This is a genomic window from Paraburkholderia sp. FW306-02-B, from assembly GCF_058782725.1.
The window spans coordinates 2,286,612-2,306,247 of sequence record NZ_JBYSXZ010000001.1; the positions used below are offsets into that span (position 1 = coordinate 2,286,612).

At 60.2% G+C, this 19,636-nt stretch carries 23 protein-coding genes and 4 pseudogenes; 15 read left to right on the plus strand and 12 right to left on the minus strand.

Features of this window, described 5'->3' with window-relative positions:
* Positions 1 to 38: 38 nt before the first annotated feature.
* The 5 genes from AC3WOG_RS10065 to AC3WOG_RS10085 all read right to left on the minus strand — a co-directional run bounded on the left by AC3WOG_RS10065 (position 39) and on the right by AC3WOG_RS10085 (position 3,489).
* A complete protein-coding gene (locus AC3WOG_RS10065) occupies positions 39 to 620 on the minus strand; it encodes a BPSL1445 family SYLF domain-containing lipoprotein (protein WP_492577842.1) in 582 nt (193 codons plus the stop codon).
* Between the two features lie 239 nt (positions 621 to 859).
* Positions 860 to 2,182: a cation:proton antiporter gene (locus AC3WOG_RS10070; RefSeq protein WP_492577843.1), complete on the minus strand. Its 1,323-nt coding sequence runs from the start codon at positions 2,180 to 2,182 to the stop codon at positions 860 to 862.
* A 142-nt stretch (positions 2,183 to 2,324) separates the two neighbouring features.
* On the minus strand, positions 2,325 to 2,573 hold the full coding sequence (locus AC3WOG_RS10075; RefSeq protein WP_492577844.1) for a DUF3175 domain-containing protein: 249 nt from the start codon (positions 2,571 to 2,573) through the stop codon (positions 2,325 to 2,327).
* Positions 2,573 to 3,118 carry a PRC-barrel domain-containing protein gene (locus AC3WOG_RS10080; protein ID WP_492577845.1) on the minus strand — a complete coding sequence of 182 codons (546 nt, stop codon included), beginning with the start codon at positions 3,116 to 3,118 and terminating at the stop codon, positions 2,573 to 2,575. Before AC3WOG_RS10080 ends, AC3WOG_RS10075 begins: the two co-directional genes overlap by 1 nt.
* A gap of 233 nt (positions 3,119 to 3,351) precedes the next feature.
* Positions 3,352 to 3,489 carry a hypothetical protein gene (locus tag AC3WOG_RS10085; RefSeq protein WP_492577846.1) on the minus strand — a complete coding sequence of 46 codons (138 nt, stop codon included), beginning with the start codon at positions 3,487 to 3,489 and terminating at the stop codon, positions 3,352 to 3,354.
* A gap of 203 nt (positions 3,490 to 3,692) precedes the next feature.
* Here AC3WOG_RS10085 and AC3WOG_RS10090 point away from each other — a divergent pair, with 203 nt between their 5' ends.
* From AC3WOG_RS10090 to AC3WOG_RS10115, 6 genes are all read left to right on the plus strand, one after another.
* On the plus strand, positions 3,693 to 3,911 hold the full coding sequence (locus AC3WOG_RS10090) for a hypothetical protein (protein WP_492577847.1): 219 nt from the start codon (positions 3,693 to 3,695) through the stop codon (positions 3,909 to 3,911).
* 209 nt (positions 3,912 to 4,120) lie between these two features.
* A complete protein-coding gene (locus AC3WOG_RS10095) occupies positions 4,121 to 4,417 on the plus strand; it encodes a hypothetical protein (protein ID WP_492577849.1) in 297 nt (98 codons plus the stop codon).
* 167 nt (positions 4,418 to 4,584) lie between these two features.
* Complete coding sequence (locus tag AC3WOG_RS10100; RefSeq protein ID WP_492577851.1) at positions 4,585 to 5,133, plus strand: DUF4142 domain-containing protein; 549 nt, start codon at positions 4,585 to 4,587, stop codon at positions 5,131 to 5,133.
* Positions 5,134 to 5,171: 38 nt separating this feature from the next.
* Positions 5,172 to 5,474, plus strand: a complete 303-nt coding sequence (locus AC3WOG_RS10105; RefSeq protein ID WP_492577852.1) for a DUF1488 family protein — start codon at positions 5,172 to 5,174, stop codon at positions 5,472 to 5,474.
* A gap of 89 nt (positions 5,475 to 5,563) precedes the next feature.
* Positions 5,564 to 6,145 carry a hypothetical protein gene (locus tag AC3WOG_RS10110; protein ID WP_492579764.1) on the plus strand — a complete coding sequence of 194 codons (582 nt, stop codon included), beginning with the start codon at positions 5,564 to 5,566 and terminating at the stop codon, positions 6,143 to 6,145.
* A gap of 186 nt (positions 6,146 to 6,331) precedes the next feature.
* Positions 6,332 to 6,784, plus strand: coding sequence for a PA2169 family four-helix-bundle protein (locus AC3WOG_RS10115; protein ID WP_492577853.1), 453 nt, complete (start codon positions 6,332 to 6,334; stop codon positions 6,782 to 6,784).
* Positions 6,785 to 6,950: 166 nt separating this feature from the next.
* On the opposite strand, the gene AC3WOG_RS10120 is transcribed toward AC3WOG_RS10115, so the two are convergent.
* Complete coding sequence (locus AC3WOG_RS10120; protein WP_492577854.1) at positions 6,951 to 7,289, minus strand: BON domain-containing protein; 339 nt, start codon at positions 7,287 to 7,289, stop codon at positions 6,951 to 6,953.
* 457 nt (positions 7,290 to 7,746) lie between these two features.
* On the opposite strand from AC3WOG_RS10120, the pseudogene AC3WOG_RS10125 reads away from it, so the two are divergent.
* Together AC3WOG_RS10125 and AC3WOG_RS10130 are read left to right on the plus strand one after the other, a co-directional pair.
* Positions 7,747 to 7,944 (plus strand): annotated as a pseudogene (locus tag AC3WOG_RS10125) (AsmA family protein); the annotation flags it as partial.
* A 126-nt stretch (positions 7,945 to 8,070) separates the two neighbouring features.
* Entirely contained in the window at positions 8,071 to 8,313 is a 243-nt protein-coding gene (locus tag AC3WOG_RS10130; protein WP_492577855.1) for a hypothetical protein, read from the plus strand.
* Between the two features lie 161 nt (positions 8,314 to 8,474).
* On the opposite strand, the gene AC3WOG_RS10135 is transcribed toward AC3WOG_RS10130, so the two are convergent.
* Positions 8,475 to 9,377, minus strand: coding sequence for a YihY/virulence factor BrkB family protein (locus AC3WOG_RS10135; protein ID WP_492577856.1), 903 nt, complete (start codon positions 9,375 to 9,377; stop codon positions 8,475 to 8,477).
* A 153-nt stretch (positions 9,378 to 9,530) separates the two neighbouring features.
* Between AC3WOG_RS10135 and AC3WOG_RS10140 the strand changes: the two are divergent.
* Positions 9,531 to 10,064, plus strand: a pseudogene (locus AC3WOG_RS10140) (alpha-amylase family glycosyl hydrolase); the annotation flags it as partial.
* A gap of 124 nt (positions 10,065 to 10,188) precedes the next feature.
* Here the strand turns inward: AC3WOG_RS10140 and AC3WOG_RS10145 are convergent.
* A complete protein-coding gene (locus AC3WOG_RS10145) occupies positions 10,189 to 10,335 on the minus strand; it encodes a DUF3096 domain-containing protein (protein ID WP_492577857.1) in 147 nt (48 codons plus the stop codon).
* A 630-nt stretch (positions 10,336 to 10,965) separates the two neighbouring features.
* Here AC3WOG_RS10145 and AC3WOG_RS10150 point away from each other — a divergent pair.
* Entirely contained in the window at positions 10,966 to 11,547 is a 582-nt protein-coding gene (locus AC3WOG_RS10150; RefSeq protein ID WP_492577858.1) for a hypothetical protein, read from the plus strand.
* 63 nt (positions 11,548 to 11,610) lie between these two features.
* Positions 11,611 to 11,711: pseudogene (locus tag AC3WOG_RS10155) on the plus strand (CHRD domain-containing protein); the annotation flags it as partial.
* Between the two features lie 44 nt (positions 11,712 to 11,755).
* Here AC3WOG_RS10155 and AC3WOG_RS10160 read toward each other — a convergent pair.
* Complete coding sequence (locus AC3WOG_RS10160) at positions 11,756 to 12,448, minus strand: cytochrome b/b6 domain-containing protein (RefSeq protein ID WP_492577859.1); 693 nt, start codon at positions 12,446 to 12,448, stop codon at positions 11,756 to 11,758.
* 28 nt (positions 12,449 to 12,476) lie between these two features.
* A pseudogene (locus tag AC3WOG_RS10165) lies at positions 12,477 to 12,608 on the minus strand (TIGR00366 family protein); the annotation flags it as partial.
* Between the two features lie 276 nt (positions 12,609 to 12,884).
* Here AC3WOG_RS10165 and AC3WOG_RS10170 point away from each other — a divergent pair.
* Positions 12,885 to 13,310: a VOC family protein gene (locus AC3WOG_RS10170; protein ID WP_492577860.1), complete on the plus strand. Its 426-nt coding sequence runs from the start codon at positions 12,885 to 12,887 to the stop codon at positions 13,308 to 13,310.
* A 444-nt stretch (positions 13,311 to 13,754) separates the two neighbouring features.
* Positions 13,755 to 14,054, plus strand: coding sequence for a hypothetical protein (locus AC3WOG_RS10175; RefSeq protein WP_492577861.1), 300 nt, complete (start codon positions 13,755 to 13,757; stop codon positions 14,052 to 14,054).
* A 1,647-nt stretch (positions 14,055 to 15,701) separates the two neighbouring features.
* Here AC3WOG_RS10175 and AC3WOG_RS10180 read toward each other — a convergent pair.
* Together AC3WOG_RS10180 and AC3WOG_RS10185 are read right to left on the minus strand one after the other, a co-directional pair.
* Positions 15,702 to 16,361, minus strand: coding sequence for a hypothetical protein (locus AC3WOG_RS10180; protein WP_492577862.1), 660 nt, complete (start codon positions 16,359 to 16,361; stop codon positions 15,702 to 15,704).
* Between the two features lie 112 nt (positions 16,362 to 16,473).
* A complete protein-coding gene (locus AC3WOG_RS10185; protein WP_492577863.1) occupies positions 16,474 to 17,169 on the minus strand; it encodes a fumarylacetoacetate hydrolase family protein in 696 nt (231 codons plus the stop codon).
* A gap of 428 nt (positions 17,170 to 17,597) precedes the next feature.
* Between AC3WOG_RS10185 and AC3WOG_RS10190 the strand changes: the two genes are divergently transcribed.
* Positions 17,598 to 18,500 carry a LysR family transcriptional regulator gene (locus AC3WOG_RS10190; RefSeq protein ID WP_492577864.1) on the plus strand — a complete coding sequence of 301 codons (903 nt, stop codon included), beginning with the start codon at positions 17,598 to 17,600 and terminating at the stop codon, positions 18,498 to 18,500.
* Between the two features lie 256 nt (positions 18,501 to 18,756).
* Positions 18,757 to 19,629, plus strand: a complete 873-nt coding sequence (locus AC3WOG_RS10195; RefSeq protein WP_492577865.1) for a pirin family protein — start codon at positions 18,757 to 18,759, stop codon at positions 19,627 to 19,629.
* Positions 19,630 to 19,636: the final 7 nt, after the last annotated feature.

The following is a 19,636-nucleotide window of genomic DNA, read 5'->3' on the forward strand; positions in this document are numbered from 1 at the left end:
GGCAAAGGGCTGCCGCTGTCGTGGCATCGGGCCTGCCGTCAGATCCGAAGCCGCGTGATCTTGGTGCCTTCGAGCGACACCCCGGCCATCAGGCCAGCATTGGTCAGCACGAACGCCTGCACCGGCGCGGTTGCGGTCGACGTATCGATATTGCCGTTCGCCCCCACCTTCACCGCTGCAACGGTGGCGTCGGCACCGACTGCCCAGCCCTCGCTGTTGCGGAACCGTTCGAGCGCATCCTGAGTCATGAAGAGGTAGACGATCGACTTGGACTGCCCGCCGATCTGCAGACCGAAGGAGCCGCCGGCCGTGCTGTAGTACCCGGCCGTCTGGCCGCCCACGCGCAACGCGCCTTCTCCGTACTGGCCACCGATCCAGAAGCCGGCCTGGATGACGGATGGAAACACCAGCACGCCGCGGGCTTTCGAAACGAGCTCGTGCGAACCGTTGACAGTGGTGTAAAGACGCGCGAGCGTCGCGTCGACACCGGCGTTGATAGACTGGCGTTTATCGGCATTGTCTGAAGCCTTCGACGCCGACGTGGTGGTACAGCCAGTGAGCCCGAGGCTGCTTGCCGCGAGCGTGGCACTGGTGGTCAAGATGAACTGTCTTCTGCGCATGATTGTTCTCCTGCAGTATCAAACGGGATTCATGCTGCCCAGGTAAGAGCCCAGCGTGTGGGAAGATCCGAACCAGCGACAGTAGGGACGCCTTACCCAGGACTTTGATGTTATATGAGCATCAATCATGCCGTGTGCATGTGACTGGTGGCCAACCGCATGACCTGGAGCTGTCAGGAAGCCAGCCTGGTCGATTGACGATGACGCATGTCGAGGCTCGCGGGTACGAGTTTGCGCGGCTAATTTTCGCTGCGGCGCAGCCGGTGATACCCGTTCATCAAGGGCGTGGCCGAGACGCCATGGATCACCACCGACGCCGCGACAACGGCCAATGCAAGCGGCACCAATGGCGCGACGTCCGCCGCGGCTCCTTGTTCGAGCGCGTACGCCAGGTAGTAAAACGAGCCAATACCGCGTATGCCGAACCAGCTCATCAAGCGCCGCTGCGTAGGCGTCGCGCTCGATCCCAGTAGCGACAATTCCACCGACACCGGCCGCACCAGCACGAACAGCGCGACGGTTAGCGCGACTGTTTGCCATGTGAACAGCGGCATTTGCAGATTCGCGAGCACATTGCCGACCATCGCCATCACCGCGACTTCGGCGATGCGTTCGAGTTCGATCGTGAAGCCGAGCACCGACTCCGTCATATACGCGTGCGCTTTGCTCGGGTTCGCCGCGGTCGCGTCGATGTCTTCGGAATCTACGGTGCCGATCACCTTGCGGGCCGACATACCGCCGCTCGCGCGATGCTCGACGCGGCGCATCGCGACACCCGCAGCGAACACCGCTAAAAAGCCGTACGTATGCGCGAGTTGCGCGGCGCCGTACGTGAGTTCGATCAGGCCGAGCGCGAAAAAGCCTTCGAGGCCGAGTGCCTGGGCATAGCGCGTGCGCAGCCATGCAACCGCGTGTGTCGTGACCCAGCCGAGCAGCCCGCCGATCGCGATCGCGCCAGCCACGCCCCATGCCATGCTGCCCGCGAGCGTGAAGGTCAGCACGTTGCCGCCCTCGGCAGCAGGCGACGCGCATAACGCGAGGCCGAGCATTGCGAAGGGCAGTGCGATGCCGTCGTTCAGGCCGCCTTCGCCGGATAGCGCGAAGCGCAGCAGATCGTGGTCGCCGGGATCGTGCACCTGGACGTCGTGAGCCAGCACCGGATCGGTGGGTGCGAGGATCGCCGCGAGCAGCAAAGACGGGCCCCAGCCGAGATGCAACACGAAGACGCCGAACAGCGTCAGTAGCGGAATCGTTGCCAGCACGGCGAGGAAGCCGAGCCGCAGCGGTACGGTCCAGAGCTTCTCGAGAACGCCCAGCCGCAAGCGCAAACCGATCGCAAACAGCGACACCAGCAGCGCGATTTCGGTGAGGGTGCGCAGAAGGCGCGCGTCGGCGGCGATATCGAGGCGCAGCAGACCGATGCCCGGTGGCCCGAGCGCATAGCCGGTGGCCAGGTAGAACATCGCGGCACTACAGGGTAGCCGCCGCAAGGTCGTCGCCGCAATGCCCATAAAGACGAGCACCGCGCCGACGATGAGAAACCAGAGTGTTTCTTCGTGCATGAGCATCCGGTTGAGGCTCGCGTGCGAACATTGCACGCGTTGCCGGTTGAAGGGCGCGCATTCAGGCGCGGTGCCTGGCCGCGCCCGGCGGGCGCGTATGGCATCGGACGCTATCGGCGCCGATGGTGCGCGTGGCGGCGCTTCAAGGCTTGCGTCCGAACGCTTCGCGTAATTTGCGCTTGGCCTGTTGCAACGTGTCGCGACGCGCCTTTGGCAGATTCCTGCCCGCGCGGTTGATATAGAAGTTGAGCATCGACATCGCGGACTGGAACGGCGTGCCCTTGCGGCGGCGGCTCTGTGTCGACGATCGTTTGAGCGATTCCGCAATCGACTGCGCGCTGCCGGTTTTGAAAATACCGTGCTCGATATCCATCGCGTCACTGGTTTCCATCACGTGATGCGACCATTTCTGTCCGCGTTTCGCGGCGCCGCTGTTGGCGGTCTTCGCGCGATGCGCCGCATGCGCTTGCGCGTGCCGCTGGCGTGGCGGGCGCCCCGCCTTGCCGCGCGCGACTGGACGTTTCGGTTTGCTGGCGGCTTTTCTGGCAGCCATGGTTTTTGCCTCCCTCGTGTGAAGTCGTTTGGCGAAGTACTTCGTGCGTGTTTCATCTGCTCAAAGCGAGCCAGTACGAAGCATTTTTGTTGGGTATCGAGCGTCAGCGCGCGCCATGGAATGGCCAGCAGTTTGTCGCCGATGCCGAGAAAGCCGCCGCTCGACAGCACGGCATACGCGATGCGGCCGGAGCCGACGTCGAGCATGATGTCCTTGATCTTGCCGATGTCTTTGCCGTCACTGCTGAGCACCTTGTTGCCGTCGAGGGTTGCCGCCGCCATCACGTCCGGGCCGGGGCCGTCCGCGCTTGCGCGGCCCTTGCCGACGATGCGTGAGCCTTGGCTCTGGCGCAGGTTGCCTTGCGTCTGTGTCCGGATCGGCATGACCTTCCTCCTCTACAGGTTGAATGTATGGCTGTTGCAGCAACGGGCGTTCCATCGGTTGCATAGCTGCTGGCAGGGGACAACCCGCGACGGAATTCGATGCGCCGCGGTGCGGCGCGCGCAAAGGAGGCAGGCCGGATTGCAATTCTTTCGTATGAATATCCGAAGAGAACTGATGAATCGTCGACGCCCAGGGACATGGCCGCTTTGCGCGTGGTCGGCACCTCGGGTGCCTAGCCGTCTTCGCCGACTTCGGTGGGATCGGGCAACTCGGGCAGATTGCGGCTGTCGTCCGGTGGTGCCGGTTGTGCCTGATCGTCTTCCGATCCTGGCGTGCTGACGACCTCGTTGGATATCGGCGTGGCTTGCATCGTTTTCTCCATAAAGACCCTGATGCACGAAGACGACGCACGTCGCGTGCCAATGTTCTACACGCCCGGCATCATCGCTTTTTCCGCGAGCGTGCGCCCGGAAGGCACAAGCCTTGCTGAGTGACTGATGACAGCAGGCAACATTTGCGTTGCGCGCGGCGAATGCCACAGTCACCTACGGAGACTTCAATGAAGGAGGGGTGATGAAGCAGCTAACTAATCAAAGCACTGGCAAACAACTGCTGATGATGGCGGCGCTCGTATTGTTAACGACCGCCGGCGGCTGCAAGCGCTCCACTAGCAACAGCATCGACGCCGCGCTGGGCAGCAGCGGCGTGATGGACGGTCAAGCGGCTACCGGCAGCACCGCTGACACGAGCAGCGGCGCGGCCGCCGCCGCGGCGTCGGGCGCAAGCCAATGACTTTCGTGCGGCGCCGATTTGCGCTAAGGCGGTCTGGGTTGAAATGCCTCATGACCAGGCAGACGCAGGAGCAGCAATACAGGCAAGTTGGGGAGGGTGGACAAGCGCGGAGATACTGCTCCGGCTGTATCGATGCAATCGATGCAAGCGGCCCGGTTCTCGCGAGGGTGAGAATGAACGCATGCGTTTGCATCGGAGGGGGTGCGATCATGGACTCAAGAATCCATTACCAGATGAATATCTGCGGTAGCGATTTCAAGCACGTCAGCGAATGCTTCCGCGACTGGAAATCGCAGCCGCTTGTGTATCGCTGGAACCAGCGGATGTTCGAGGGAAAACAGGAAGTGCGTCCTCTTTCCGGACGTGTGTTCAACGACGGCGAGGTCGCGCACCGGGCGCTCGAGCGCGTGTGCGGACCGGGCGATCCCTATGCGCTTGCCGCCGAGATTCGCGACGGCGAGCGCGACCTGTGGCTAGTGATGGCAGCGTTCGAAGAAGCAGCTTGAGGCGGCCCGCGCGCTGCATCTTCTGTGCTTGCGGCCGGTAATCGGCGTGTTCAACGAGCCCGCCTCGCCGCGCGCCAGGACGCCGTCTGGCCTGCATTGAGCGCACGGCGAGATGTTAGCGAGCCGGACCTGCGTTTCGGTGAATACGTCGACCTGGGAGAAAGAGCATGAAATTCCGATATTTCCTTCAAGTGATGGCTGCCTCGCTGGGTGTTGGCGCCGCTTCGGCCGGCGCGGGGTATGCGCAGACGAGCGATGCAGCGGCGGGCGCCGTGAAGCTGTCGCCGGCGGACCAGCAGTTCGCGCAGGATGCCTCGCGGGCCGACGCCACCGAAATCGCGGCAAGCAAAATAGCGCTCAGGAATTCGAGCGATCCGCATGTCAAAACATTCGCACAACAAATGATTGCCGACCATACGAAGCTCTCGCTCAGCATGGACGCACTGGCTGCCAGCAAGGGCCTGGGCGCGGCACCGGCGGCCGATTCCGCGCTGGTCGGCAAGCTGCAAACGCTCAAGGGCAAGGAGTTCGATCAGGCATACGTCGAACAGGTCGCTCTGGAAGGTCACCAGAAGGCGGTTGATCTGTTCCAGAAGGAGAGCGAGAGTGGCACCGACGCGCAACTTAAGGCCGCAGCCACGCACGCGCTGCCGACGATCAAACATCACCTCGCGATGGCGCAGCAACTCGCTGGCGCAATGAAGAGTTCGTCATGAACGCATGTTAGCCGCGGTCGGCCTATGAGGATGCTCTTATGCACGTCACGTTTCCCGACGACCAGCCGGTCTTCGACGGCGCGAATCTGACAGTGCGCTTTGCGGCGCGCGTCGATGGCGAGCCGGTTGAGTGCGCGATAACCGCCGAGGCACTGGAAGATCATTTTGGTGCAGATTCCGCGCTGGAATCCGCCTTGATGGCCGCCTTCGACAACGGGCGCAATCGCATCCATTCGGTTTGCGCGGAAGCGCTCGGCCAGAACGGCGGCAAAAGCGTGGTGTTACATAGCGGACTGTTCAGAGTGGAAGGCATGGAACCCGATCGCGGCACCGCGGCATAGTTTCGACGCGTGCCGCTGTATGCGCCTGAACTCCGTGCGCGGTGCGGCGGCATAGTCCGCATCGGCATTCAAGGATGAAAGGAGGCCATATATCACTCATCGTCGCAGCGCGCTTTACAACATTTCCCGCCGCTGAAGACGCGGCGCAACGGCTCTTCAATGCCGGTTTCGTCGAGGAGGACGTCACCCTGTCTTTCGTCAATCCGCGCGGCCAGCACGCGCGTTTTCACCTCGGCGGCGGCACCAGCACCGACGCGAGCGCGAAGGAAGCACCAAAGGGCGCTGGCATGGGCGCCACGATTGGTGCGGTGGTGGGCGCAGTGGTCGGCGTCGGGATCTTCGCGGCGTTTTCGGCGCCGCTTATCGTGTCGCTGATCGCGGCCGGGGTCGGGGCGTATATCGGGTCATTGGTCGGCGCGATGTCGCGCACTCTCGAAGCCGGCAAGCCCGGGCATCGGGTGCCCTATTATGAAGAAACCCGTGACTTCGGCGTGCTGGTCGCCGTCCACGTGTCGCCGGACAATCAGCTGGATGCCGCACGGGTGCTGCGCGACGCGGGAGGCGCGACGATCGAACGCGCGACCGGCCGTTGGCAGCAAGGGCGGTGGGCCGACTTCGATCCGCGCAAGCGGCCGGAGCCGCTCAGCGAATTCAACGAGAAACGCGTTTGATTTAAGGGTGTTTTTTTGCTGAAGTTTTCAACGAGGTGGACGACAGGACGGCCCGGCATTTGTCGGGCCGCTTTGCATTCGGGGCGACGTGTTCCGGGCACGCCGCATGCGGATAGATGAGTTCTGCTGCTACATGGAAGGTGCGGTGGCGGATTTCACGATTGACGAAACCCCTGGAGGTATTGAATGGCTACGAACGTTGTTTCCGTGTTGAACGATCTGGTCGAAACGTCGAAGGATGGCGAGAAGGGTTTTCTCAAGGCCGCCGAAGACGCGCATGACGCGCAACTGAAAACGTTGTTTCAGTCGCGGGCCGAAGACTGCGCGCGCGGCGCACGTGAATTGCAGGATGCGGTTCAAGGCATGGGCGGCAAGCCCGAATCGCACGGCAGTATGAGCGGCGCCCTGCATCGCGGCTGGGTCGACGTGAAGTCGGCGGTAGCGAGTCGCAGCGACCTCGAAATCCTGGCTGAATGCGAAAAAGGCGAGGACGTGGCGAAGAAACGCTATCACGACGCGCTCGAAAAGGATTTACCGTTGGACGTGCGCAGCATCGTCGAGCGCCAGTATCAAGGCGTGCTGCAAAACCATGGCTGCGTGCGCGATCTGCGCGATCGGTACGCTGCGCTCAAGCATTAGCCGACATTAGCCGATATTAATCGGCGGTAAGCGGCTGATGCTCTGACGGGCGCCGGTTGTGGAACAGCCGCATGCCAGCTGCAAAGGAGAAGCCGTCCGGCATCCGGACGGCTTTCTGGTCTCTCAAGCACTGGCCGAAGCCGGCAACTGTGGCCTGACGTGAGGCTTATTCGGCAGCGATCTTCAGGTGGTTCTTTACGCTCGTCACGCCCTTGACGTTCTGAACCACTTCTTCGGCTGCGGATTTGTCGTCTGCCGTTGGGGCCGAGCCCGTAAGCCACACTACGCCCTTGCGGGTCTTCACGTGGATATGGGTCGACTTGACGTTGCTGGCGGCCAGCAGATTGGCCTTTGCCATGGTGGTGATGGTGCCGTCGTCGATGTGCTGGCCGATGGTTTCGGAGCTGGCCGACGGGGCCGGCGCACTGGTTTGCGCAGTCGCGTTCAGTGCGAATGCGATACAGGCGATGCTGCCTGCAGCCTTCAGAAACTGGATGGTCTTCATGGTTTCTCCATCGGGTTGTTGATGAAAATGGCGGTCTTGTTGCCTTCCGTCGATCGCGGTCAAACCCGCCGATGACGCGCGTGGGATCGTTGCCGCTACGGTTCCGTCAGCGCCCGTTATCGACACCGGACGGTGGCCGTTGCACGCGTTTCTCTGTTTCGTGCGTGCAGAGGCCGACATTCGCCCACGCAGCGTACTTCCGCAAACTTCCGCAAGCGGTGTGCCTGAACGGCATCGTCAACTTGCCGCCGTGGGCGAAGTCGCACGACGACGCAGTCCACGGATGAATGAGATGGTCCCTCGCTCCATCGTTCTGTACGAACTGTCGTTGCAGTTGTCTTTGTGGCGCGATACAAACCCGGGCGCGATAACTGCTCTCCGATAAATAAATGGTGGAGTTTCCATGGCAGCGTCGAGCACAATCGTCCCGCGGATCGGAAAAATCATCGCGTGACTGGTGGCGATCACCGTCGTGCTGGCCGCTGCGCTGGTTGTCTTCATTCTGACCTTCGACTGGAATCGGGCACGCCCGTGAGTCAATGACAAGGTCAGCCAGGCGATCGGCCGGCAGTTTGCGATCACCGATGATCTGAAGGTGGGCTGGCGGCATCCGGTCGGCGAGACGGGCCAGCGCGCCTGGGTGCTCTGGCCGCGTTGCAAGACGCTGCCAGTGGAATAGTTCTGCACCGACCGCCGGAAGGCGATCGACGCCGACGTCAAATTCACCGGCCGTCGCATCGTCAGGAATCCAAACCTTCCGATCACTGATCTGAGTACGCACGTGGTGATGACGGACGGCGAGGTGAAGGCGCTCGTCACGGACGGCACGGTGAGCCGCCTGATGATGGAAGCGGGCGAAGCCGGCTGCGCCGCCGCCCGGACAGAAGGAAAAGCCGCGTGCGCCGTTGTTGCCGCAAAGGAATACAGCCACGGGAGCCTCAACTGCTTCGACCGTTGGGGCGGGCAAGCCGGCAGCGCAGGTGCGCTCCCGCCGGCCAATCAGGCCGGCTATAGCGGCGACTGACAGCGGGCAGCAAAAAACGCGCTCACGTGGGCGAACGGATCCTGAAAAACGCGAAGGCAACAGTCAATTCGCGCCTTGGCGTTGGCATCCGGACTTGTCTTGAGTGAGAGATCTCTTGAGTGGGAGAGCGGGTGGTGTTCCTTGTTTTTCGGGCGAAGGGCTCAGGCCGTTTTGATTTCCTGCGGCGGCGTCCCAGCCGGCTCGAGTCCGAAGCGTTCGTATTGCGAAATCACCTGCGCGCCAAACAGAAGCAAGGTAGCTAGCCACTCGAGGCTGAACAGGATCACAATCGCCATGGTCAGCGAACCATAGACCACGCTGACCTGAGACAGTGTTGCAAAGTACCAGACCAGCACATGTCGCGTAATCTCCCACAATACGGCGGCGACAATCCCGCCGAGCAGTGCATGCTTGAGGGACGGTCGCCCAACCGGCATGACCATATATATTGACGTCAACACGAAAATCTCGCCCGCGAGGCCGAGCAAATACAACACGACGCGCGACAATCCCTGCAATGAAACATGCTGGCCGAATAGCTCGACACCCTCGGCCCCGACGGCCTCCAGCCCGCTCGATACGAACGTCACGATCAACAATCCAACGCCGAGAAAGAGGATGTAGCAATAGGGCAGCAGTGCGGAGAGCAAGAAATGCCGCCGACGCACCATCACCCGGTGTACGAAGATCAAGGACATCGCGTTCTCGAGCACTGTGAACGCAAGCGAGCTGAAAAATATCATCGTCAGCAACAGGACCCAGCCGATTACCGCGCGATGCGCAAGAAAATTGGCCAGCTCCTGTACCAGCGCTTTGGATTGCCCTGGCACCAACCATTGCAGCAGATGACCCAATGCCGCCAGCAGAACGTGTTGCGGCACGAGGCGCGACAACACAATCACGATCAGGATCATCAGCGGCACAATCGACAATAGCGCGTAATACGCTACCGCCCCCGCGAGCAGCAAACCCTGGTTCGCGCGGAATGCTTTCAGCGTCTGCAGAAAAAACCTGCCGGGATGTCTTGCGACATACAGCGCGTGCTCATCGATGATGGTTTGCATGGCTCCCCACGCCGCGCGTCGCCGGACCTGCCGGAAAGGCAGCCAGTTTCAGCGCTTACCCTGAACTTTAAGCAAGAATGCAGCCATCCCGGGATGCGCAAGAGATGGCACAGGCCGTCGCAGCGGGAACGCAGTTTGCATACGCGGTCCACTGTCCACGGTCATCGGGTCCACGGCGTCTACGAGCCCGAAATAGGTCATCGCTTCAATCCGAACAAACGGTTGTTCGACCTCCTACGCAAAACCCATATTGGTGAGATCAAATGGGCGCCGGAAATCTTCGGCTATACGCTCGATTCAGAAGAAGGCGACCTGTCATTCGACGAGCGCGACAGCGCCTCATTCGTGCCCGGAGTACCGGCCAATCTGCGCGGTACGTTCGAAGGACGCCGCCAGGAGCTTGTGCTCGATTACATCAAAAGCCTCGGCGTGACGTCCGTCGAGTTGCCGCCGGTGCAAAACTTTGTCAACGACAGCTATCTGCTGCAAAAAGGCCTCACGAACTACTGGAGTTACAACACGATTGGTTTTTTCGCCGCGGATCCGCGCTTCTTCGCGTCCTCCACTGACTCGGTGGCCGAATTCAAGGAGATGGCGGACGGCCTTCATAACGCCAACCTCGAAGTGATCCTCGATGTAGTCTACAACCACACTACCCAAGGCAACGAGCGCGGCCCGACGATTTCGATGTCGCCGTCAGGTGCCGCGACAGTGCATCCATGAAGACTCTGGTAGACGCTTTGATGACCTGAAACCACTGTTGAAAAAAGACCGACGTTTCGCAACGTGTTTTTTCATGGACGGCTTCGGGTCAGTGAAGGTGCCCCGCGAACAGCCCGAGCAGCCCGATGACGATCAGGTAGATCGCAACGATGTAATTCAACAGGCGCGGCACCACGAGAATCAGAATACCGGCGATCAGCGACACCAGCGGGCCCGCGCTCGGGAGAATGTGCATGTCCCCTCCGTGAGAGTGAAAACGATAGGTAGACACAAACCTGCCCTGCGTGCGTTGCTCGTTACAGCGACTTGAGCCTGGTGACCTTCGTGCCTTCGAGCATCACGCCGGCCATCAATCTGCTGTTTGGCCAACGGCCCCGAGGAGCCGCTGACGAAATATCAGCACACTGTGCAAGTGATGACCGCCACCGGAAAGCGATGACCGTGGTACAGCGATTTTGCATTCTTCGTCATGTGATTTTACTCGACCATCTCAGCAACGTGTCGTCCAGTCACTATGCGCGGGCATCGCTGCCGGACCAGTTCGATACCTTCATCTGGTTTGATGGGACGCGTGCCGTGACGCCGCTCGAAGCTGTTTCCGCGCCGGGGACGGACGACACGTGGCCGTGGACGTGCGTACATGCCGGTGTTAGTTATGTGATTAGTCTGGTTGCATTGCGGTGGACAGACGTGAGGTGGAAGGACCTCCCATGCGTCATCCGACAGTCCCGTTCAAGGACGGACATGATCACGGCATACAACTGTAATTGGTATCAGGCTAGGGACATGTCCCTATACGCGCCGTAGCGGGATACGAGAGAAAGTCCAATTGCATCTTTCCGGAGCCGATCCAGGGAGCACGGCAATGAAGATCCAGTACTTCCTTGTGGCGGCCGCCGTCGCCATGATGACCTGCCCGGCATTTGCCCAGCCACAGACGTCTGTGGAGATCAAAAAGGGAACAGACAAGACCACCGTAACAGGAACGGCAACGGTAATTGCCACGGTCGTCGCCATTGATGCCGCTACCCGGACCGTCACGCTAAAGGACAAGAACGGCCGGGTCGAAGAACTTGAGGCGGGCGAGGAAGTGCGCAACTTTGATCAGCTCAAGGTTGGCGATGTGGTCACCACCGAGTACCGGGAGGCGAGGTCTCTGAGTCTCACAAAGACAAGCGGCCCGCGGTCTGCCAGGGAGCGGCAGATCTTACAGCCGGCCGCGTCCGGGACCAAACCGGGCGGCACAATCAGTCGTGAGGTGACGGTAGTGGGCGATGTCGTTGCCGTTGATGCAAAGGGGAAGCACGTCACAATAAAGGGGCCGCAGGGCACGGAGGATGTGTTGGTGGACCCCGAGCAGTTGAAGAACATTCGCGAGGGTGATCAGGTTGAGATTGTGCACACCGAAGCGGTTGCGATATCCGTCACGCCCGGAACGGGCAAGTAGTCACCGGTAGAGTTCAGGTGTCGCGTTTTGCGCCATTCTGGCAAAGCGAGACCGGCTTCCCTTGCCAGGATGTTCGAAGCCGGTGACATGTACATCAACGTTCACACCAGGAACAATTCGAACGGCGAAATCCGCGGGCAGGGGTGCCGCCGAAGAGCAACTGACGCGACCACTGAAGCGGCACCCTGAGATCAGGTTCGCGGCAAGCTCAGAGATAAGCCGCGAGCAGCGTCACCACGGCAGCGCCTACGCCGAGCGGCAGCAGCGCCAGCAGCGCTGGCGTTTGCCGCGGCGCGTCGATGGACAAGGGCAAGAGCTTGTAGCCGGTTAGCATCGGACGCAGCAGGTTGTGTCCCTTCGCTACCGCATAGAGAGCGATCACGAGCACGTGCAGCGTCACCGCGGCGAGCAGCACGTCCCAAACAAGCCCGTGCAGTGTCGAAATAGCGTTGGCGAGCCACACGGGCACCACTTCGCTCAACGGCCCTTCGTCGGCGACGTCGTTGTTGACGTAGAGCCCGCTCAGCGTCTCGACCAGCAGCAACGCGAGCAGCACCAGGACCATCCAGCCGCCGGCCGCATTGTGGCCCACCTGCACATCCGGCTCGCGGCGAAACAGGTGACGCAAATGACGAAGTGAAGCCGCGGGCGACGCCACGAAACTGCGAAAGCGCGCGGTCTCATTGCCAAAGCAGCCCCACAGCAGTCTGGAAATAACCAACGCGAGCAGCGTCTCGCCGACCCGGACGTGCCAGTCGATCCAGTTCAGCTTCAAGGTGACATAGGCCGCCCTGACCAGCACCACCACCAGCCAGTGAAACAGTCGCATCGGCGCGTCCCAGACCAGCGCCGGGCGGCGGACGGGCTGTGTCGGCCGCGTGACAGGTTCGTGAGCATCCATGTGCCGTGTCTCCGTCCGCAAGCGGCTGGAAGAGATACAGGCCCTGCCTGCACACCACGCCGGAGAATGACAACCCGGTGACGCAGTAACCCATGATGCCCCGTACGCCAAGCCCCGCAATCGCGAGCGCCGGCAGCGCCCAGAACCGTTGCGCCATATTACCGTCTCCATCCTATCCTCGTCGGCGTCAGGAAGACCCGGCCGAACGTGCGTCATATTAAAGTCCTTAAATATGACGCAGAACCTGGCGAGTTCGAACTGCAGCACAAGCACAGTGGGCTGCCAAGGTGTAATCTTTGAAAAATGCGCAGGATGTCCGATTCATTCAAGACGCATGTCAGCGCGATGTCTACTTTCGGTGCGCATGAATCGAAGGCAAGTAATCGCTCCGCTGACGATGTTCGCGGGGTTGTCTGCTGCCGCAAAAGGAGCTCACGTGCAAGAGTTCGAGCGTATCAAGATCCTGTTCGTTGCCGGGTTTGGACCAATCGTCCGCGACAGAAGCGTGGGCCGAAACTTGTACGGCGAGATCCTCAATATCTCATTCACGGAGGAGCAGGGCGGCTATCTGCATACGGAGGCCCTGAAAGGCGTTGGGAGTTTTGCCTTGTGGCCGCTCGAGCAGGCGGCACAATCCTGCTTTGGCAAAGACTCCTGGCCAGACAACACGCCCGTTCCCCAAGCATGGCTCGAATTTGATGTCGAGGACGTCCAGGACGCAACTGCGGAACTCGAATCGCGAGGCTATCAAATGCTCGTCAAGAACAGGAAGGAGCCATGGGGTCAGACAGTCACACGATTTCTTTCGCCGGAAGGATTGCTGGTCGGACTAACAATCACTCCGTGGATGCGGCGCTCATAAGTGCCGACGAGGTGTTTCGGCCCATGTGGGAAACGGGGAATACGCCGAACGATTGGAGAGCGTTGGTGAGCCGCTCCGGCGAGTTACCCGCGGACATTATTTCCACCATCGCAAGTGGCAGTTAGCATCCACGGTAAAGCTTCAGGAGGCAGTCGAACGCGTGAGAAGGAGTTCGCCAGGATCGAGTCCTGGGTAGGTATGTTCGTCGGGGTGTTCGTACTCGCAATTGCGGCGACGCTGATCATTGGTCACTACCGCCGCGAGCATCTGCGGGTGCGACTCCTCAAACGGATGGACTCTCATCACTGTTGGAACGTGATGCGGCGCTGTCATTGACACCGGCAGCAATCGTGTTTTGTGTTCCACTAGCTGTCAGCGCGGTGCCCGGGCCTGCCTGGGCCACCGCCAGAGCAACGGGCGAGCGTTAAGGTGACAAACACTGCAATGGCACATCGAGATGGGCATCCGGCTGATGGCGCCGCGCCGAGCATCACGGTGCGGGCGGCGGCCGGTCAGCTGAGGATCATTCCGGTCTGGCAGGCTCTAGGTCAGCACGCCGCGCACGCGAAACGCATCCGGGTTCATTGCAGCAGGAAGCACGACTTCGACGAAATGACAGTCACGTTCGTGTCGGTGTCACCCGCGGCACTGACCGACATCGCCCTGCGGCTGAGCGCCCAGCCGTGGGTTGTCGCGGCTTCCCCGCACACCGCGCCGGTATCCCCGCCACGCGGCGACGGCTAGATCTGCGGCGCACCTGCAGCGCGGCCTTCCCCGACGTCAAACCGACGCGTATCCGCATGTGGGTATGGGGCTACGTGGCGTGCAGAACTTACTTCGACCGGCACTTGATCAAAGGCCTCATCGGGTTCTCGACGCGCACACGACGCGCCGATTTTCGGATGTGGAGGGCGAGCGAGACCCGGGGACAAGCCGGGCTGCCTTTACGGACATGAAAGCGAGCGTTGTTTGCGCCAGCCCACGACTGGCAGGGATTTGACAGGCGCATAATCTAAAATATCGCAGTCCTGTATATTTTACATAAGCTACATATTATGTCGTAGCCATTTCAAGATGTCGTGGTGGCAGCTAAATACAAATGTCGTGTTTTTAAGGGTTAAAAGGTTTGTCTTTCATGGGTTACTGATCACGCAGTGTCGAAGGAGGGCGCCTGAACGGGCAGGGCGCTTACGTCTGTTTCGACCGACTTTGCAGGCCGACGGCCGGGTTTGCGTTTTTGCTTCGGCTGACTGTTTCAGCTGATTCTTTTGCGTCATAGTCGAGCAGACCGGTCGGCAGTCCACTGCGAGAGACTATCGCACTTCCGAAGCGCGCATCGATCGGTTACGGTGCCGAATGGCGGTTTCGGCTCTGGTTATGCTATTTACATATCTACTGCGATCGGCGATCGATCGGGACTGCATCGGACGGGGTTCGGCCAGGAGCGGCCCGCCATGCTCCGTCGACGACTGTCCGTTCGCGAGCGTTAAACCGTCGTTCAATGCTGGGATTGCTGACGCGCCGGCCGTCCCTGGGCGGATGAAAACTCGATCGGCGTTGCCCGCCGTGGCCGGCCTATATGACGGATGCCGATGCCACTTCGCGCATCGCTCGACAGCCACAACGCCGTCGGCAATTTGTCGCCCAACGTACCCGCTTACGGAACTACCTCGGCGTGTCGGCGTTCGACGACGCGCATCCGCAGTCGTGACCTCAGACGATTTGAAACAGACGGCATATCTTTTGTTTCAAGTGTTTCATTCCTGACCGGGCCGCGCCTTGTGAGGCGCGCGCCTTCACGCAAAGCCTTGGCGGCAAAGCGCTTTTCTTTGATTCATTTGATTCACATAATTTTGAAAATGACCCATGTCGTGTATCTTGGATTCCGGATTGACGTTGAATCGCCATGGACCGAGACGCGCTTTGCCAGTTACTGAAGGAACGCTACGAGCTGCTGTCGAAGCAGGAATGGATCGGGGCGAACCACATCCTGGAAAACCCGAACGAAGTTGGCGGTGGACTAAACTGAGCGCGAATTTCTATCATAAGCGCCAGGGTGATATAGATGCACAGAGCTATTCGGAAACATCGCAGTCGGTGTCAATGATCAGATACCAAATGACCCTGACGCAGTGACGACTAGCAGCGAGAAGGGAACTGTCGCGCTATTTGTACCTTGATGTGACTAAACGCCCACGAGGAACTACGCACCTCTCTTATGAAAACGCTGGGCTTTATAACTGTCAGACTTATGATAGAAATTCGCGCTCAGCGTGGTTCAACCCCTGCGACGAGCACAAGGTCTAATACTTCTTCCGGCGTCGTAGCGGTCACGTCGAGTGACATCGTTCTGAAGACGTCGTCACTCCTTTAACCTCGACGTGACGGGCATCAATCCAGTGTCGCTCGAGCCAGGAAGGGGGCGAGGAGTTCCCGGGCAATCTCCGGCGTCACGACGTCGGCGGGTGCAAGCTTTTCATAGGTGTAACTCTCCGGGTCGTCGTAGATACGCTCCGCGATGAGCTTTGGTTTTGGCTCGTTCGTGTACGTGAAGATCTGGAAGAGATGGTGCGTCATCAGGTAGTGCGCTGCGGGGTCGGCGTTGATGTCGTGGTCCTTCAGGCACACCCCGGGCACGACGTGAGTCCATACGGCTTCAGTGGTGATGCCGTAGTCGTCGACGCCCATGTTCATGGTCCGTGCGCCCATCACGTTCTGGCGCGTTTCGGCGGCTTCGCGATAGAAGCCTTCGACCGCTGCCTTGCCCGTCAGAACGTGCATCTGGCGCCGGTCACCGACGCGGTACATGGGCTCGTCGACGGTGAGTTCGGGAACGATGATCTGATCCCAGTAACCTGCTACTTCCAGGAGCAAATGGCGGAAGTAGTTCTTTAACATGGCCTGATGATGAGGGTCGGTGGTCTTGCGGAGAAACGCTTCGACTTCCCGGGGCCATTTCGTTACGTCGAACTTTGCGGGGACGTGCATCAATGTCAGCGCGTCCGACGTGGGCATTTCTCGGCCTGGCGCCGCCAGGGTGGCGTAATTCATGACTAGCTCCTATCGGTTGTGAGGATGGAATTCAAATGACGTGTGGGCCTGCCGTCCTGTTTCAGACGTGCGGGTCGCGAAAGCATGTGACGTTCTGCCTCTGCGGACATGCTCACCGCACCTTCACGCTCAACTCACCCAGGCCAGCGATGCCTCCGGTCATGGTGTCCCCGCGGTGGACGGGCCCTACGCCTTCGGGCGTGCCGGTGTAGATAAGGTCGCCAGGCTGCAGTTCGAAATATATGGACAGGTTGGCGATGATTTCCGGTACCGACCAGATGAGCTTGCTGAGGTCCGTACGTTGGCGATCCTCACCGTTGACCTGTACCCAGAGAGCGCCACGGTCAATGTGGCCGACTTCGCTGACCCTGCGGAGCGGAGCGATGGGCGCCGATTGGTCGAATGCTTTGCCCAGCTCCCACGGTCGTCCCTTGTCACGCAGCGCAAGCTGCAGGTCGCGCCGGGTCATATCGAGACCGACCGCGTATCCAAAGACGTGGTCCAAAGCATCCTCTACTGCGATGTCACTGCCAGCGCGTCCGATCGCTGCCACCAGTTCGATTTCATGGTGGTACTCGCTGGTCCGCGGCGGGTAGGGAACTTCGACGGTCGTGCCAGCCGGAACGTTCACGATGGCATCCGCCGGCTTGCAGAAAAAAAAGGGCGGTTCGCGGTTCGGGTCGAAGCCCATCTCGCGAGCATGGGCGGCATAGTTGCGGCCTACGCAGTAGATGCGCCGAACCGGAAAGACGGAGTCGCTGCCTTGGATCAACACTGTCGGCGTGGGTAATGTGAACTCGATGCGCATAACAACAACTCCTGTTTATTTCAAAACCGCTGGTCTTGATGAGTCGCGCTCACGAACGCAACGACATCCTCGGCCTGTCGGAGACCAACGGTGTAGTTGCGCTCGTCTCAAGTGGTAGGGAGTATGGTTGTGCGCTGCTTCCGCGTCCAACGACGAATACTGACATCGTGATCTCGAACACAGATCACAACGCCTCTATTCGGGTTGCCTGCCAACCTGTTTGCAGCGCAACGCCGTGGCCGTCGGCGGCCAGGCTGAGGATCGGGAGTGACATAGGGCGGCCAGGAATAGGTATGAAGCATGGGTATGAAGCATGGGAAAGAAGCATGAAAATCATCCTTCGATGACGACATGACTGAAGCTTCGGCACTTGACACCACACTCGAAAGGCTATATTTCTCGACAAATTCCATCCGGAAAATCGATATATGCTCGACGGCGTATCCATGGACCAACTGCGCACCTTTATCGCTGCCGCAGATGAAGGAAGCTTCTCTGCGGCAGGACGTAAGCTTCGCAGGGCACAGTCCGTCGTGAGCCAGACGCTCGCCAATCTTGAAGCTCAAATCAATGTGCCATTGTTCGACCGCAGTGGTCACTATCCACGATTGACAGATGAAGGTGCTGCATTGCTTTCGCAGGCGCGTCTCACCGTCAACTGCATGGATGGTTTCAAGTCGAGGGCGCGAGCAATCGCGGAGGGACTCGAGCCAGAGCTTTCCGTCGTGGTGGACGTCATGTATCCGATGGTCTCACTCACGCGGGCGGTTGGAGAATTCCGTGATGCGTTTCCCGACACTCCAGTGCGGTTGTATGTCGAAGCCTTGGGTGCGGTAGTGCAGCGAGTGGTGGAGCGGGCGTGCAGGCTCGGCATTAGCGGTTCGATGCCGGCCGTGCCCGAATCGGTTGATGCCGAGAAGCTGCTCGATGTGCCGATGGTCACCGTTACCGCTCCGACACATCCCTTGGCATCGCTTAAAAGAGTGATTCGATCGCGCGAGCTGGAAGAACATGTTCAGCTTGTATTGACTGATCGCACGCCGCTGACCGATGGTAAGACATTCGGGGTGTTCTCTTCGCAGATCTGGCGATTAGCGGATCTGGGCGCGAAGCATGCGTTTTTGCGAGCTGGCTTCGGGTGGGGGCATATGCCTGCGGCGATGGTACACGCCGATCTTGTTTCGGGCGATCTGGTAGCGCTGCGAATCGAAAACTTTCAGCCCCAAACGCCGCCGATTGCCATGTTTGCAATCTATCGCAAAGATACGCCACCAGGCCCTGCGGGTCGTTGGTTTCTCGGTCGACTAAAACAAACCTCAAATGAAGAGTGACGGTCGTGGTCGACCTGACGTTTCATGACCGCGGTTGTAATCCATCCAGGAACTCGATAAGCAGCGGATTCACCGTCTCAAACGCTTCCTCTGCACAAGCACCGGAACCGAAGAGGCCTCGGCGAACTGCCACGCGGAGATGCTCGTCGCGAAAGTTCATCGGTTGAGACGATGGACTTTATCCAAATATATAGGCTTCCGCTGGGGTTCGCCATCTTCTAACCTTCAGCCATGTCATCCCCAAAAGGAAATCGTCATGGCTCCCGCCACAGATCTACTCGAAGCAGCCACGCCCGTTGTCCGGCCAGCCAGTCTTTCGCGCACCATTGTGGCGCGTACCCAGGGGCGCCGCCATGGGCCGGTCACGCGCATCGTTAGCCCCGCTGAGCTGGGCGAGCTGATCAAGCCGTTCGTGTTCCTGGACTACTTCGATTTCACGCCGTCGAGCGACGCACTGTTTCCAATGCACCCGCATTCGGGCATCGCGACGATTACGGTCCTGCTCTCGGGCAACCTGAGTTACGAAGACACGACGGGCGCGTCGGGCGTGTTGTCCGCGGGCAGCGTCGAGTGGATGAACGCGGGCAACGGTATCTGGCACGACGCCAGTCCCGCGGACCTGAAGCGCTTTCACGGTTACCAGATGTGGGTGGCGTTGCCGCCCGAAATCGAGAATGGGGAACCGCAAACCCAATATCTTCCCGCGCAGGCCATCCCGCATGCGGGTCCTGCGCGCGTCATTCTCGGCAGCTACGGGGACGCACACAGCCCGGTACTGGCTCCGGAAGGGATCAACTATCTGCACGTACGGCTCAAGACGGGCGAGCGCTGGCGCTATGTGCCGCCCGCTGGACATGCCGTGGGCTGGACCCACGTGCATCGGGGCGCGCTTCGCGTCGCGGGCGAGCGTCTGCGCAGCGAACTCGCGGTCTTCAGCGAGTCCGAAGACGCTCTCGACTTCTTCGCAGACACCGACGCCGAATTCATTTTCGCGTCCGCAGTAAAACACCCGCATGACCTGGTGCTCGGCTACTACTCGGTTCACACGTCAGAGGCCGCGCTGCAAGCGGGTGAAGCCCAGATTGCACGAATTGGCAAGCAGCTTCGCTCTCGTGGCCGCATCCGGTAGTCACGCA